Annotated in this window: 12 protein-coding genes and 2 pseudogenes; 5 read left to right on the forward strand and 9 right to left on the reverse strand. The window is 60.8% G+C overall.

What is annotated here, in order from left to right; translation table 11 throughout:
• Positions 1-983, forward strand: a pseudogene (locus Q0O19_RS11395) (ribonuclease E/G); the annotation flags it as partial.
• Positions 984-1,073: 90 nt separating this feature from the next.
• Here Q0O19_RS11395 and Q0O19_RS11400 read toward each other — a convergent pair.
• Genes Q0O19_RS11400 through hemC form a run of 4 tightly spaced genes read right to left on the reverse strand, consistent with a single transcriptional unit; the run spans position 1,074 to position 5,196 of the window.
• On the reverse strand, positions 1,074-2,381 hold the full coding sequence (locus Q0O19_RS11400) for a heme biosynthesis HemY N-terminal domain-containing protein (RefSeq protein ID WP_295523069.1): 1,308 nt from the start codon (positions 2,379-2,381) through the stop codon (positions 1,074-1,076).
• A 6-nt stretch (positions 2,382-2,387) separates the two neighbouring features.
• Complete coding sequence (locus tag Q0O19_RS11405) at positions 2,388-3,398, reverse strand: uroporphyrinogen-III C-methyltransferase (protein WP_295523071.1); 1,011 nt, start codon at positions 3,396-3,398, stop codon at positions 2,388-2,390.
• Positions 3,399-3,421: 23 nt separating this feature from the next.
• The gene (locus Q0O19_RS11410) at positions 3,422-4,264 is read right to left on the reverse strand and encodes a uroporphyrinogen-III synthase (RefSeq protein WP_295523073.1); all 843 of its coding nucleotides are present in this window, start codon (positions 4,262-4,264) and stop codon (positions 3,422-3,424) included.
• A 14-nt stretch (positions 4,265-4,278) separates the two neighbouring features.
• Positions 4,279-5,196 (reverse strand): hydroxymethylbilane synthase, encoded by a 918-nt coding sequence (hemC, locus tag Q0O19_RS11415; RefSeq protein ID WP_295523075.1) that lies wholly within the window; start codon positions 5,194-5,196, stop codon positions 4,279-4,281.
• Positions 5,197-5,277: 81 nt separating this feature from the next.
• Here hemC and Q0O19_RS14015 point away from each other — a divergent pair, with 81 nt between their 5' ends.
• From Q0O19_RS14015 to argH, 3 genes are all read left to right on the forward strand, one after another.
• Complete coding sequence (locus Q0O19_RS14015; protein WP_366939074.1) at positions 5,278-5,382, forward strand: phosphoenolpyruvate carboxylase; 105 nt, start codon at positions 5,278-5,280, stop codon at positions 5,380-5,382.
• Positions 5,383-5,503: 121 nt separating this feature from the next.
• On the forward strand, positions 5,504-6,757 hold the full coding sequence (locus tag Q0O19_RS11420) for a serine hydrolase (RefSeq protein WP_295523077.1): 1,254 nt from the start codon (positions 5,504-5,506) through the stop codon (positions 6,755-6,757).
• A 59-nt stretch (positions 6,758-6,816) separates the two neighbouring features.
• Entirely contained in the window at positions 6,817-8,265 is a 1,449-nt protein-coding gene (argH, locus tag Q0O19_RS11425) for an argininosuccinate lyase (protein ID WP_295523079.1), read from the forward strand.
• A gap of 27 nt (positions 8,266-8,292) precedes the next feature.
• Here argH and Q0O19_RS11430 read toward each other — a convergent pair whose 3' ends face one another.
• The gene (locus tag Q0O19_RS11430; protein WP_295523080.1) at positions 8,293-9,315 is read right to left on the reverse strand and encodes a metal-dependent hydrolase; all 1,023 of its coding nucleotides are present in this window, start codon (positions 9,313-9,315) and stop codon (positions 8,293-8,295) included.
• Positions 9,316-9,480: 165 nt separating this feature from the next.
• On the opposite strand from Q0O19_RS11430, the gene Q0O19_RS11435 reads away from it, so the two are divergent.
• Positions 9,481-9,984: a hemerythrin domain-containing protein gene (locus Q0O19_RS11435; protein WP_295523082.1), complete on the forward strand. Its 504-nt coding sequence runs from the start codon at positions 9,481-9,483 to the stop codon at positions 9,982-9,984.
• Between the two features lie 95 nt (positions 9,985-10,079).
• Here Q0O19_RS11435 and Q0O19_RS11440 read toward each other — a convergent pair whose 3' ends face one another.
• The 4 genes and pseudogenes from Q0O19_RS11440 to Q0O19_RS11455 form a co-directional block, all read right to left on the reverse strand.
• On the reverse strand, positions 10,080-11,060 hold the full coding sequence (locus Q0O19_RS11440; RefSeq protein ID WP_295523084.1) for a tripartite tricarboxylate transporter substrate binding protein: 981 nt from the start codon (positions 11,058-11,060) through the stop codon (positions 10,080-10,082).
• Positions 11,061-11,109: 49 nt separating this feature from the next.
• Positions 11,110-12,687 carry a galactarate dehydratase gene (garD, locus tag Q0O19_RS11445; RefSeq protein ID WP_295523086.1) on the reverse strand — a complete coding sequence of 526 codons (1,578 nt, stop codon included), beginning with the start codon at positions 12,685-12,687 and terminating at the stop codon, positions 11,110-11,112.
• Between the two features lie 7 nt (positions 12,688-12,694).
• Positions 12,695-12,901: pseudogene (locus tag Q0O19_RS11450) on the reverse strand (glucarate dehydratase); the annotation flags it as partial.
• A gap of 122 nt (positions 12,902-13,023) precedes the next feature.
• Positions 13,024-13,563, reverse strand: a 540-nt coding sequence (locus Q0O19_RS11455) for an enolase C-terminal domain-like protein (protein ID WP_295523090.1), incomplete at its 5' end; no start/stop codon positions are given.

The raw sequence follows: 13,563 nt of genomic DNA on the forward strand, positions 1-13,563 counted from the left end.
GTGAATTGCGTGAAGGCGAAGCTCGCCCTGCACGCGGTGAGCGCTCTGAGCGTGGCGAACGCGCAGAGCGTCCTGCAGGCGAACGTGCGCCGCGTGAAGGTCGTCGTGATGGTCGCGCTGAAAGCAAAAACGAAGGCCGAAGCGATGCCATGCCAGAGTTGAATGCTGATGGCAGCGAAGTTCGCAATGAACGCGCGCCACGTGGTGAAGGCCGTCGTGAACGCGGTGAGCGCAGCAGCGAGGGCCGCCGTGAACGTGGGGAGGACCGCGGTGGCGACAGCCGCCAAGGCGATGCTGCATCCAGCGACGTCAATGCCCCGGCAACCGAAGTGATCGCTGCACAAGGACAAGAAGTCCCATCGACAACGGAAGCCCCGAGCATGGACAACACAGGCGAACGCCGTGAGCGCCGCTCGCGTGACCGTTACGGCCGTGACCGCCGTGAACGTGGCAGCGACAACCGTGCAGACCATGCTGGCGAAGAAGTGCAAGGCGATTTGAACGCCAGTGCGGCTGAGCCTGCGGCAGAAACACAAAACGACGACCGCCCAGCACCACGCTCTTACTTTGAGCGTGCACAACAAGCCGCTGCGCAAACGGCGTCCGTCAACATGGAGACGCCGGCTGATGCTGTGACCGAAACCACCCGCGTGACCGACTCTCCAGCTGCCGAAGCCACAGCAGATGCTGTGCCCGTTGCAGCTGCAACTTCGGCGCCGGTTGTGGAAGCACCGGCCAAATTCCCGGCCGTTGCGAACTACACACTGCAAATCGACAGCTTGCAGCAAGTGGCACAAGGTTCTGGCTTGGTTTGGGTCAACTCGGATGCGGACAAAGTGGCTGCGGTTCAAGCGGCCATTGCCGCCGAACCCCAGCCAATCCGCGTGCCCCGCGAGCGTCCTCCCGCCGTGGTGGTGAGCGAGGGCCCCTTGGTTTTGGTGGAAACACGAAAAGACCTCAAAGACATGAACCTGCCGTTCTGACCTGCAAGCTCAGGCTTGATCCAAACCGGGCCGATCGCCCGGTTTTTTTTCGCCGGATCCCATCGGAAGTGGTGCCTCCAGCGGATGCGCTCAGCGCAAATCAAGCTGGGCCACGAGAGCAGCTTGCTTCCAAGCGGCAGAGGCTGCAGGCAGATCCTGGCGTTGCTCTGCCAATTCAGCCAAAGCGCACCAAGCCTTGCGTTTGAGGGCCGGCGCTTGAAGGCCCTTGACGGATTGAGACAAAAGCCCTTGAGCCTTGCCCCACAACTGATGGCGCAGGCAAAGCATGCCTGCCAAGTATTGCCAGCGTGGATCCTGCGGTTGGGCTTGCTGAGCCGCTTCGACCCGCGCCAACCATGGCCTGGCTTCGCTGACTTGGGCATCGGCCCAACTGGCTTCCAGAGCTTGCACCATGCGGGCCAGTTGATCAGGTGTCCATTGGCCGGCATTGTGAGATTGCAAGGGCTCCCACAAAGGCTGAAGCCACAGTCTGGCCGTCGCACCAGCCCCCCCCAAAGACAGAAAACGCAATGCCGCTTCCGCCACCAAATCAGGCATGGCGCGTTGTTTGGGGCTCAACTTGAGCCAAACACGCTGAACCGCATCGGCATCGTGGGTGTGGGACAACCAAGTCAAGATCAAGCTGCGCACCAAACTGTCCGCAGCAGCAGGCGTGAATGCGCGGTGCTTGGCCAGCAAAACCGCGGTATCCAAAGCCTTTGCAGGTTGACCGGCCAATCGAGCCGCCTTGAGTTGCAGCCGCATGGCCACCATTCGGCGGGCTGCAGCCGATGGCAAGGCCACCAAAAGCGCCAGACTTGCGGGGGCATCGCGGTCGTCCACCAACCAACGCGCCGCACGCAATTGAATGCCTTCACTCAAAGTCCGCGACTCCAATGAGGGGGCTTCTTTGGCGGCGTTCAAAGCAGCTTGCCAGTGCGTTTCTCGCACAGCGCGATCTTGCAAAGCATGCGCCGATTCGGCCGCCATGATGTGGGCCAATGTGCGCAAAGCCACCGCATGGTCCAACTCCAAGCCGGCCTCGCGCAGAGACACTTCTTTTTCAAGGGCGGTTTGCGCAGACTTGCGTGCCCTGAGATACCGACCCGCCATGAACTGGCTGATCGAGTCGAGCATGGCCGCATGCGCGGAACGCTCTTTTTGCTGCAAACGCCAGCGCTGGGCTTGCTGGGGCAAGGACAGCAAGGCCGACAAGGCTTGCTGCGCCAGCACGACCACCAGCACCACCAAACCCAAAACCAGCAAGACCAGATTGAGCGACAAATCAATCCGGTAAGGCGAGAGAAACAAGGTCACCGTGCCTTGGTTGTTACCCGCCAACCAAGCCGCTGCCGCCGCCAAAGCGAACAAGCTGATGAGCCATAACGCTGCACGCATATGGGATTACCTTCCCGCCGCAGCGGTGGCCAAGGCCGTCAAAGAGCCCTCCAAACGCGGACTGTCGCTGGCTTTCAACTGCTCGGCCGATTGCTCGAGCAGTTGCAGCATCTGTGCCGTCTTGCGTGAGGACCCGTCGGCATAGCGGCGCACGATGATTGACGCCGAGGCCAAGTCAGCGCGCGCAGCGTCTTTTTGTCGGGCCAACAATCCCAAGCGGGCATTGAGCAATTTGAGCTTGAGGTTTTCACGCAAGAAAAAACCCTGTTCAGGCGACAACAAAGTGGCTTCTGGTGATTCAATGCGGCTCACGCGCACCAGGCCCTTGAGCTGATCGGCAAACTGGTACAGACTTGTGATCCACCATGAAGGGGCCGCCGCTTGCTGCGTCTGGACCTGAGAGGGTTTCATGGCCGATGAGGGCAAAGCTTGGTTGGCCAAGACCAACCCGTCGACCAAGGCCACGCCTTCGTCCAATTTGATCAACAAGCCGGGCAAATCGAAAACTTGGGCCGTGCTCAGCCGGTCCAGATCTTTTTCCAAAGCCCTGAGCACAGGGGCCAGCCGGGGCTGGGCAGCCCGTTGCAAACGCGTTTGCGCAGATTTGAGCGCCGCCAACAAGGGCTCGAAACTGCCTGTCAACAGGGTCTGTTGCTGGGCCATACGCAGCGCCGATTCGATGTCAACCACCAAATTTTCATCGCGCGAACGCGACAAGCTTTGGATCAATTCCTCCAACTGGCTGCGCTGCAAAGCGACTTCGCCCAAGCGGGTTTCGACCAAGGTCAATCGGGCGGCACTGTCTTTGACGGTTTCTTGCGCCTGCTTGGCCCATGCTTTGGCTTCCAACGATTGCTGGCCCGCTTCGGCGCTTTGCCGTGCCAATTGTTCTTGAATACGCGACAACTTTTGCCACAACAAGACCGACAAGAACAAAGCAAGGCCAGCGATCGCGAGGGCCAACCACCGCAACCCATGGCGACGCCAAGCCGCTGGCCCCACGGGGGTCACGGTCATGTCGTCAGCAGGGGTCGATACATTCATAACAGCGATTTTATAGACTCGGCTTGGCTTTCGAGGCCGGCAGGGACGATTTCCACACGCCCCCAGCCCGCCGCCAGCAAGCGCTGGGCAATGCGAGGGTGGGTGGCCAGTGCACGGGCTTGGCCAATGGGCAAATCCGGACACATTTGCAGCAAGTGCTGCGCTGCCTCGGAGCTGCTGAACAAATACCACGAACCGTCTTGCGTGGCTTGGTGTGCCAGCGCACATTGTGGCGGCGTCAACACCGGTGCTTGTCGCACATACGCCACGGCTTGCAACACCCTCAGACCCGCGTTTTCCAGTTGCAAAGCCAGCCAGTCGCGACCGGCCAGCTGGCCTTGTGCGTCGGCACCACGAACAACCAAGACGGAGGGTTGGATTTTTGAATCGGCGATGGCCAAATCCACCGCCTCTTTCACCTGCCCAGACACCACAGCCCACAAGGCTTCTGAGTCAAACTGTGCGCTGGTCTCAGGGGGAGAGTCGATCAAGGCCTCAGGCCAACCTGCCTCCAACAAAGCCGCCTGGGTGCCAGGGCCTGTTGACCAAGCACGGCAATCTCCCCAAGCCAAAGCCTCAGGCCTTGCGTCCATCCAATAACGCACCGCATTGGCGCTGACAAACATCACGGCCAAATGCGAGGGCACGTCCTGCCACATATCCGCCAAGGCCGAGGGCTCAGGCAAAGCCGCAATCTCGATGAGGGGCAAGGTTTCGCAAGGCACCCCCCGTGCCTGCAGGGCATCGGCCCAAGCCCGGGCCTCTCGCTGGGGCCGGGTGACGATGACGCGCCGGGCGGTCGCGGAAAAAGAAGAAGCCGCAGAGGGTGCCAGCGCCATGTCAGCGCCAGCAATCAATGCGCGCCGCCGTCGCGCAAAGCCTGAGCCACGCTCAGGCCCAGCGCCTCGGCAGCCTGAAGACCGTCCGTGGCGGCATGGGCATCGGCGGTGACCAAAGTGGCCGCGCCTTCAGGATCACCCCAAGCCGCTTGCAACTGGAGGACACCCTCCACGATGGTCGCGTGCGCGGCCAATGGCATGGAGCAGCTGCCCCCCATGGCGCGGCTCACCGCTCGCTCGGCCGCTACACGGCGCCAAGAGGGCGCATCGGCCAGTTGCGCCAGCAGGGCACGCAAATCGGGGCGGTTGCTGCAAATTTCGATGCCCAAAGCGCCCTGCCCAGCCGCGGGCAACATCTGGTCAGTTTCAAAAATATGGCGGATGCGACTGGACAAGCCCAAACGCTTGAGGCCCGCAGCCGCCAGCACAATACCGGCGTATTGGCCTTCGTCCAATTTGCGCAGACGGGTGTCCAGGTTGCCTCTGAGCGGCTCAATATTCAAGTCGGGGCGCAGCGCACGCAGCAGCACCGTGCGGCGCAGGCTGGACGTGCCCACCACGGCACCCGCAGGCAAGTCTTCCAAGCGCGCAAAGTCTGAAGAAACCCAGGCGTCACGAGGATCTTCGCGTTCCATCACACAAGCCAACTCAAAGCCTTCGGGCATGTCCATGGGCACGTCTTTGAGCGAGTGCACCGCAATGTCCGCGTGCCCCTCTTGTAGCGCCACCTCCAATTCCTTGACGAACAAGCCCTTGCCACCCACCTTGGACAGGCTGCGGTCGAGAATTTGGTCGCCTTGGGTGGTCATGCCCAGCAACTTGACCGAGCAGCCCAGCCCCTCCAGCAAGGACTTGACATGTTCGGCCTGCCACAGCGCCAAACGGCTCTCGCGGGTGGCAATGACGATAGAGGGCTGCTTGGAATCGGTCACGGCGGATGTCCTGAAAAAAAATTTGATCCCATCCAAATGAAAGCAATGGGTAATTTTGTCTTTTCCGGCGATGCTAGCATGATGTCAGGCGAAATTGACACCCAGCACCACACCACCGCCTCGACCGAACACCCCATTCACATCTCGATCAACGGGATTGCGGCAGGCTTGCGCAACACAGGCTGAAAGCGGGCTTGCGCGGTCACACGCTGCGGGTTATTTCGCATTCCAGGGCGGGTTTTCGCCACCCATAATGGTCACGAGACCTGCCGCCTAGGCCTGTCCGACGCTTTTTTGAAAGCCTTGAATGTCCCAGCCCTCCGATTTGCCGACCTTTCCCGCCGCCAGCGACTGCGACCCCCTCCTGCTGGGCTGGATGCAAGGCTCTCCGCCCCCAGCGGACAAAATCATCCAAGTTCATGACGGCAGCGGCTACCGCTTTCCGCAACTGCGCTGGAGCTTTGCGCACTACCGTCAGCTGGTACCCACCGCCAGCGTGTCCAAAGGCTTGGCACCGTCCACGCCCTTGCCACACGCCAGTGGTGCCCTGCCCCAGGTCAGTTACACCCCCATGGGCAGCAACACCTTGTGCACTTGGGCCGACATGATGGAGGCCACCTACACCGATGCCTTGCTGGTCTTGCACAAGGGGCAGGTGCTTTTCGAGCACTTTGGTGGGGTGATGACTCCTTTGCACGCGCACATCGCCATGTCGGTCAGCAAATCATTCATGGGTCTGCTGGCCGCTGTTTTGGTGGCAGAAGGCACGCTGGACGACATGCAGCGGGTCGACCATCACGTCCCCGAACTCGCGGGCAGCGGCTTTGGCGACGCCACCGTGCGCCAAGTCATGGACATGACCACCGCCATCGACTACACCGAAAACTATGCCGACCCCCAAGCTGAAATTTGGAACCACATGCGTGCCGGTGGCGTCATGCCCCGTCCCCCTGGCTACAGCGGCCCCACCGACTTTTACGGCTACCTGAAAACCGTGCGCAAACTCGGCAAACATGGCGACAAGTTCACCTACCGCACGGCCAACACCGATGTGCTGGGCTGGATCGTGCGCCGCGTCAGTGGCCTGCCCACTGAAAAGCTGTTGTCCGAACGCATCTGGCAGCCCATGGGGGCCGAGCTGGACGCCTGCTACACGGTGGACCCGATCGGCACCGCCTTTGCGGGCGGCGGCTTGAACACGGGTTTGCGCGACCTGGCACGGTTTGGCGAACTGGTCCGTCAGCACGGAAGGATTGGAAGCCAACAATTGCTGCCTGCACAGGCCGTGGCCGACACGTTTGCAGGCACTGACCCTGCACGTTTTGCGCCCAATGGACCGGTGACCCTGCCAGGCTGGAGCTACCGCAACATGTGGTGGGTCTCACACAACCCCCATGGCGCCATCATGGCCCGGGGGGTGCATGGGCAAAACATCTACATCGACCCCAAAGCCGAGATGGTGATTGCCCGCTACGCCTCGCACCCCGTCGCGGCCAACGTGGCCAACGACCCGCACACCCTGCCCGCTTACCATGCGATGGCGCTGGCTTTGCTGGGCTGAAAGAACCCAGCTCACCCCTCAGACGAAGACGTGTTGAAGCCCGATAAAATCATCGGCTTATGACAAACCAACTCGACAAAAAATCCCAGGCCTGGTCCGCGCTCTTTTCTGAACCCATGAGCGAGTTGGTCAAGCGCTACACCGCCAGCGTGTTCTTTGACAAACGCCTTTGGCAGGCCGACATCCAGGGTTCGCTGGCGCATGCCGAGATGCTGGCGGCGCAAAACATCATCGGTGCCAGCGACTTGGCCGACATCCAGCGTGGCATGGCCCAAATCACGCAAGAGATCGAATCTGGCGAGTTTGAGTGGAAGCTCGACCTGGAAGACGTGCACCTGAACATCGAAGCGCGCCTAACGCAGTTGGTGGGTGATGCGGGCAAACGTCTGCACACGGGCCGCAGCCGCAACGACCAAGTGGCCACCGACGTGCGCCTGTGGCTGCGCGGCGAGATGGACCTGATCATCGACTTGTTGGCCGACCTGCAAAAGTCGCTGGTCGATGTGGCCGAGCAAAACGTCGAGGTGATCATGCCGGGCTTTACCCACCTTCAAGTGGCCCAACCTGTGAGCTTTGCGCACCACCTGCTGGCCTATGTGGAAATGTTCAGCCGGGATGCCGAGCGCATGAGCGACGTGCGTCGCCGCACCAACCGCCTGCCCTTGGGCAGTGCCGCCTTGGCGGGCACCACCTACCCGCTGGACCGCGAACGCGTGGCCCGCACACTGAGCATGGTCGATGAGGCTGGCAATCCGCAGGTCTGCCAAAACAGCCTGGACGGCGTGAGCGACCGCGACTTCGCCATCGAATTCACCGCTGCGGCCACCCTGTGCATGGTGCACATCAGCCGCTTCTCCGAAGAGTTGATTTTGTGGATGAGCCAAAACTTCGGCTTTGTGAAGATCGCCGACCGTTTCACCACCGGCTCATCCATCATGCCGCAGAAGAAAAACCCGGACGTGCCGGAGCTCGCACGCGGCAAAACCGGCCGCGTGGTCGGTCACTTGATGGGCCTGATCACCCTGATGAAAGGCCAACCCCTGGCCTACAACAAGGACAACCAGGAAGACAAAGAACCGCTGTTTGACACGGTGGACACCCTCAAGGACACGCTGCGCATCTTCAGCGAAATGGTCGGCGGCCAAGTCAACCCGGCTACGGGCAAAAAAGAAGGCGGCATCACGGTGAATGCCGCCGCGATGGAAGCGGCCGTCAAAAAAGGTTACGCCACCGCCACCGATTTGGCCGACTACCTGGTGAAAAAAGGCCTGCCCTTCCGCGATGCGCACGAAGTGGTGGCCCACGCCGTCAAGACCGCCCAAGGCCTGGGCGTGGACCTGTCAGAGCTGCCGCTGGACACGCTGCAAAAATTCGACCACCGCATCGAAGCCGATGTGTTTGGCCCCCTCAGCCTGCAAGGGTCTTTGAATGCCCGCAACACCCTGGGCGGCACGGCGCCTGTCCAGGTTCGGTTGCAAATTGCAAGGCACCGCAGCCGCTTGGTTTGAGCCAACTGCCGCTGCTCGCAGCGTGCATCAGCCGCCTGGCGAGCCTGGGGGCGGCACATCCCGCCCCAACAGCCGCTGACCCAGCCACTTCAAGCCCGCCCCAACATCCATGCGGCGGGTTTGTTGCTTTGCAGGTTCGTGGTTCTGGCCTTCCCGTAGCGAAGGGCCAATGTTAAAAGCGAACACGTAGGCGGGCTCTTGCCCCATGCGCAAGTCGGTCACCACCAAACGGTCGTTGTCGCGCTCGATTTTGAAAAAGCCGTCGGTGAACCGCATCAAACGTTGCAGCTGTGGGTGCTTGTCGTTTTGTGCTACCAAAGCACCTCCCCGCGCATGGGCCACAAAGCGAACAGGCTTGTCACCGTCCAAGAAGGAATAAAAACCCTCATGAAACCGTTCCCCATCGAGTGCCACCACGCGCCACAACACCGTGGTGAAAGGTGCAGGCGTGACCAACAATTGTTGGCTGGGCAGTCCTTGCGCACGCAAAGACTCTGTGGCGTGCTGCGTGACCCAAGCTTGCCCCAGAGCACTCCAGGCCAAATAGGCGGTGCTGAAGGTCAACGCCCAGCCATTGATGCGCAGCGCTCGCCCTGTGCTTTTGATGCGCAGCGCCGCGACGACCCCGGCCAGCAATGGCAATGAGTACACCGGATCGACAATGAAGATGCTGCCCAAACCATAGGCTTCGTCGGTGAAAGGCTGGAAAACCTGGGTGCCATAAATGGTCATCAGGTCCAACAAGGGGTGCGTGACCAGCGCCAACAGGATGGCCCACCACCAACGCGCATACAGTTGGGGCTGACGGTGCAGGCGGCTCACCACCCACGCCATCGGGAACGCAAAGAGCGTGAGCAAAAGCAATGCGTGGGTCTCGGCCCGGTGCCGAATCATGTTGAGGACCGGGTCGCCATGGTCCAGCAACACATCAAGGTCAGGCAACAGGCCTGCCAAACCGCCCCACAAGGCGGACTTCCAAAGCGCAGTGCGTCGCCCCATGACGGCTACACCCACCGAGGCACCCAACAGGATTTGTGTGACGGAGTCCATGGTGTTGTCTCAACCATCCAATGTTAAAAACAAACAGCTTAATGGCATGCAGATGCCCTGTGTGTTCACAGGCAAACCCCTTGAACAGGGCGTTCGCCCCCTGTGGCCCTAAGGCTGCCACTGAAAGGGGATAATTGAAACCGCAACCACCCTCGATTTTTAGCCATGTCACACACAGCCCCCGCCATTGCCACCGCCCCCACCTTGATGCCCTGGAGCGAATCGCTCCATACGGGCGATGCCCGCATGGACGAAACACACCAAGAATTTGTGGACATGATCAACCAGATTTTGGCCACTCCGGAAGACCAGCAACTGCCGGTCTACAAGGAATTTTTGAACCACACGGTCGAGCATTTCGCGCAAGAAGAGCGCTGGATGTTGGCCACCGGCTTTTCGGCCGACAACTGCCACGCCGAGCACCATGCCACGATTTTGGAGACCATGCGCGTGGTCGAAGCGCATTACCTGGACAGCGACACGACCATCATCACCCGCATGGCCGAAGCATTGGCGGAGTGGTTTCCGGGACATGCCAACAGCATGGACGCCGGGCTGGCGGCACACCTCAAGTCCGTGGGTTTTGACAGCGTGAGCGAGACCCTGGCCGACCCCTCGGCCATCCAAAACGTGACCATGTCGGGTTGCGGCAGTGTGAGCTGCAGTTAAAGCGGTTTCCAAATGAGGTGCATCACCCCATCACAGGCCTGATACCTGCGATGGGGCTGAGTCAACCGAGGGGGCCATGTTCCCCCTTGCGGTGATCACTCCACCGTGATCTTTTCGTCCTTCACGATCTTGGCCATGGCTGGGATTTCCGCTTTGAGCCAGTTGCCAAACTCGGTAGGCGTCATGGCCGATGGTTCGGCACCCAGCGTGGTCAAGCGCTCGCGCACATCAGGGCTGGCCGCAATGCGTTGCACCTCGGCATGCATTTTGTCGATGACAGCTTTGGGCGTGCCCGCAGGGGCCAGCAGACCCTGAAAACTGCCGGTCAAAAAGCCGGGCAGGCTTTCGGCCACTGTGGGGGTATCGGGCATTTGCGCATTGCGCTTCACCCCTGAAATGCCGATCAACTTGATCTTGCCCGCCTTCACATGGGGGTAGGTGGCCACCATGCCGTTGAACATCACGTCCACCTGGCCGCCAATCAAGTCGGTGATGGCTTGTGCGCCGCCTTTGTAAGGTACATAGCCCCACTCGATGCCGTTGCGCTGCGCGTACATGACACCCGCCAGATGCGAGGCGCTGCCCATGCCCGCCGCCACGGCGTAATTGAGCTTGCCCTTTTGGGCTTTGGCGTAGGCCACCAGCTCGGCCGGGGTGTTGGCGGGGACCTTGGTGCTCACCGCCAACAGGTGCGGCGAGTAAGCCACCATCGCCACCGGTGCAAAGTCATTGGCCACATTGAAGGGCAATTTGAACAAAGCCGGGCTGATCACCAAATTGCCCACGTCCATCAAGACGAAGGTGTAGCCATCAGGCGCTGCCTTGGCCACCAGATCGGCACCCAGGTTGCCGCTGGAGCCGGGCTTGTTCTCAATGACCACAGGCTGACCCCAGCTCTCGGTCATTTTCTGGCCGAGTATGCGGGCCAACACATCAGAGGTGCCGCCTGCCGGGAAGGGCACCACGATTTTGATGGGCTTGCGGGGATAGTCGGCTTGCGCCTGGGCTTGGCCCTGGCTGAGCAAGCCCAGGCCAGAAAGGCCGATCGCAAGCAAGAGTTGGCGTTTTTTCATCATGGTGGTCTCCAGGTGTTTTGTGTCAAAAAATCAAACGGGTCAACGGGGTTTAAGTGATGGGTGCAGGGTTGAACAGCACCAAGGCGTTGTGCAGTTTCCAGTGCTCGGCCCAGGTTTTGCGGCCACTGGCCACAGCCAGCAACTGGTGAAACAGTTCCCAGCCGGCTTCTTCGATGCTGATCTCGCCGTCAGCTATGCGCCCGGCGTTCATGTCCATCAGGTCATGCCAGCGGCGCGACAAATCGGTCCGGGTGGCGACTTTGACCACAGGGCAGGCCTGCAAACCATAAGGCGTGCCGCGTCCGGTGGTGAACACATGCACATTCATGCCTGCGGCCAGCTGCAATGTGCCGCAAATGAAATCGCTCGCGGGCGTGGCAGCAAACACCAAACCTTTTTGATCAGGCTTGAGCTTGTCGCCAGGTGCCAACACGCTGGCAATGGCCGAGCTGCCGCTCTTGATGATGGAGCCCATGGCTTTTTCGGCGATGTTGGACAAACCGCCCGCCTTGTTGCCGGGCGTGGTGTTGGCGGTGCGGTCCACACGGCCACGGTCAAGGTACTGGTCGTACCAGCCGAGTTCACGCACGATGTCCTCGGCCACCTGCGGCGTTGCAGCGCGGCTGGTCAGTTGCTCCACGGCGTCGCGCACTTCGGTGTTCTCTGAAAACATCACGGTGCCGCCGGCGCGAACAATCAAATCGGCCATGTAGCCCACCGCCGGGTTGGCCGTCACCCCAGAAAATGCGTCGCTTCCGCCGCACTGCACCCCCACCACCAAAGCGCTGGCAGGCGCCGTCTGGCGGCGGCGGGCGTTCAGCCTTTCCAAGTGCGGGCGGGCGCTTTGCACGATGTGCTCGATCATCGACATGAATCCGACATGCGCATCGTCTTGCAGACACACCAAGTCAGGGCCTTGGTCTTTCTCGCGTACATCATGGATCGGGAAACTGCCCGCAGGCAACAAGCGATGAGGCTGCAGTTTTTCGCAACCCAAACTCACCACCATCACCTCGCCACCGAAGTTGGGGTTCAAGCTGATGTGGCGCAGGGTTCGGATCGGGATTTCCGCCCCTGGCGCGTCAATCGCGACACCGCAGCCATAGCTGTGCTCCAGACCCACCACGCCATCGACATTCGGGTACAACGGCAACAATTCGCGCTCGATGCGTTCGACCGCGATCTTGACGACACCGGCCACGCATTGCACGGTGGTGGTGATGGCCAGCAAATTGCGGGTGCCCACCGAGCCATCTGCGTTGACAAAGCCCTCAAAGGTGAAGCCTTCCAGCGGGGCTTGCGGGGCAGGCTCAACGGTGGCCATGGGCAGGCCTTGCAGTTCACGCGCATGTGGAATGTCGAGCAAGCGTTCATGCACCCAACTGCCCGCCGCAATGGCTGCGCGCGCGAAGCCCACCGGCACGTTGTAGCGCATCACGGCCTGTCCTTGGGCCAAATCCACCAAGGCCACCTTGTGCCCCTGCGGCACCTTGTCGCGCAAAACCAGCCTATGAGCCACGCCTTCGGGCATGACAGTGCCCGAAGGCAAGCCACCGTCATTGGCGATGATGGCCACGTTGTCATGTGGGTGCATGCGGATGGCCAAGGGTCGGGCGTGTGTGTTCATGGTCAACTCAATAGCGGGCTTGCTTGCCCTTGAAGGACGGGGCACATCGGCGCATTTGCCCCAGGTCATCGCGGTTGCGAATGCCGCAGTGCAGGCAGTTGTCGTGCAGGCGTGCCAATGCCGTGGGGTCGATGCTCACGCCCAGCCCGGGAAAGCGGGGCACACGCAGGTTGCCGTTTTTAAACTGCAGGCGGCCGCCGCCTTGCACCGCCTCGCGTCCCGCCACGGGGATGACGCGCATGGTGCGAACAGTGGGTGCTTTCATAGGGGTCAATGGTTGCCGGTGTCGTGACACCTCTGTTCAAATTAAAGATAGTGGTGCACAGAAGACACCTTTCAGGTTGAGATGCGGTGAAGGCCTTCACGCCATGTCAACGCCTCGTCGGAAAGAGTGAAGCCCAAGCCTGGCCTATCCGGCAGCATCATCCGACCGTTTCGGATTTGCAGCCGCTCATTGAAGGCTGGCTCCAACCATTCGATGTGCTCCACCCATGCCTCGTGTGGATAGGCACAACCCAGGTGGATATGGATTTCCATCACGAAATGCGGGGCGAGCTTGAGCCTGGCCAAATCGGAGATGGTGGCGATTTTCAGGAACGGCGTGATGCCCCCAATGCGGGGTGCGTCGGCTTGCATGAAAGTCACTGAGCGGTGACGGACCAGTTCCGCGCACTCGGAAAGACTGCTGAGCATCTCACCGCTCGCGATGGGCGTATCCAGCCGCTCCGAGAGCATGGCATGGCCGGCGTAATCGTAAGCACTCAGGGGCTCTTCCAACCAAACCAAACCCAATTCATCGAGTTGGCGTCCGGCCCGCAACGCAGTGGTGAAGTCCCACTGTTGGTTGGCATCTGCCATCATCGGCACGTCTTCGCC

This window comes from Limnohabitans sp. Rim8, assembly GCF_945869175.1.
Lineage (GTDB): Bacteria > Pseudomonadota > Gammaproteobacteria > Burkholderiales > Burkholderiaceae_C > Limnohabitans_A.

Excerpts from the sequence above, each read along its gene's own strand:
- Q0O19_RS11410 (WP_295523073.1), bottom strand. The coding sequence starts at position 4,264 with ATGGCGCTGGCACCCTCTGCGGCTTCTTCTTTTTCCGCGACCGCCCGG.
- Q0O19_RS11440 (WP_295523084.1), bottom strand. The coding sequence starts at position 11,060 with ATGATGAAAAAACGCCAACTCTTGCTTGCGATCGGCCTTTCTGGCCTG.
- Q0O19_RS11420 (WP_295523077.1), top strand. The coding sequence starts at position 5,504 with ATGTCCCAGCCCTCCGATTTGCCGACCTTTCCCGCCGCCAGCGACTGC.
- Q0O19_RS11430 (WP_295523080.1), bottom strand. The coding sequence starts at position 9,315 with ATGGACTCCGTCACACAAATCCTGTTGGGTGCCTCGGTGGGTGTAGCC.
- Q0O19_RS11400 (WP_295523069.1), bottom strand. The coding sequence starts at position 2,381 with ATGCGTGCAGCGTTATGGCTCATCAGCTTGTTCGCTTTGGCGGCGGCA.
- Q0O19_RS14015 (WP_366939074.1), top strand. The coding sequence starts at position 5,278 with ATGTCAGGCGAAATTGACACCCAGCACCACACCACCGCCTCGACCGAA.
- garD (WP_295523086.1), bottom strand. The coding sequence starts at position 12,687 with ATGAACACACACGCCCGACCCTTGGCCATCCGCATGCACCCACATGAC.
- Q0O19_RS11405 (WP_295523071.1), bottom strand. The coding sequence starts at position 3,398 with ATGACCGTGACCCCCGTGGGGCCAGCGGCTTGGCGTCGCCATGGGTTG.
- Q0O19_RS11435 (WP_295523082.1), top strand. The coding sequence starts at position 9,481 with ATGTCACACACAGCCCCCGCCATTGCCACCGCCCCCACCTTGATGCCC.
- argH (WP_295523079.1), top strand. The coding sequence starts at position 6,817 with ATGACAAACCAACTCGACAAAAAATCCCAGGCCTGGTCCGCGCTCTTT.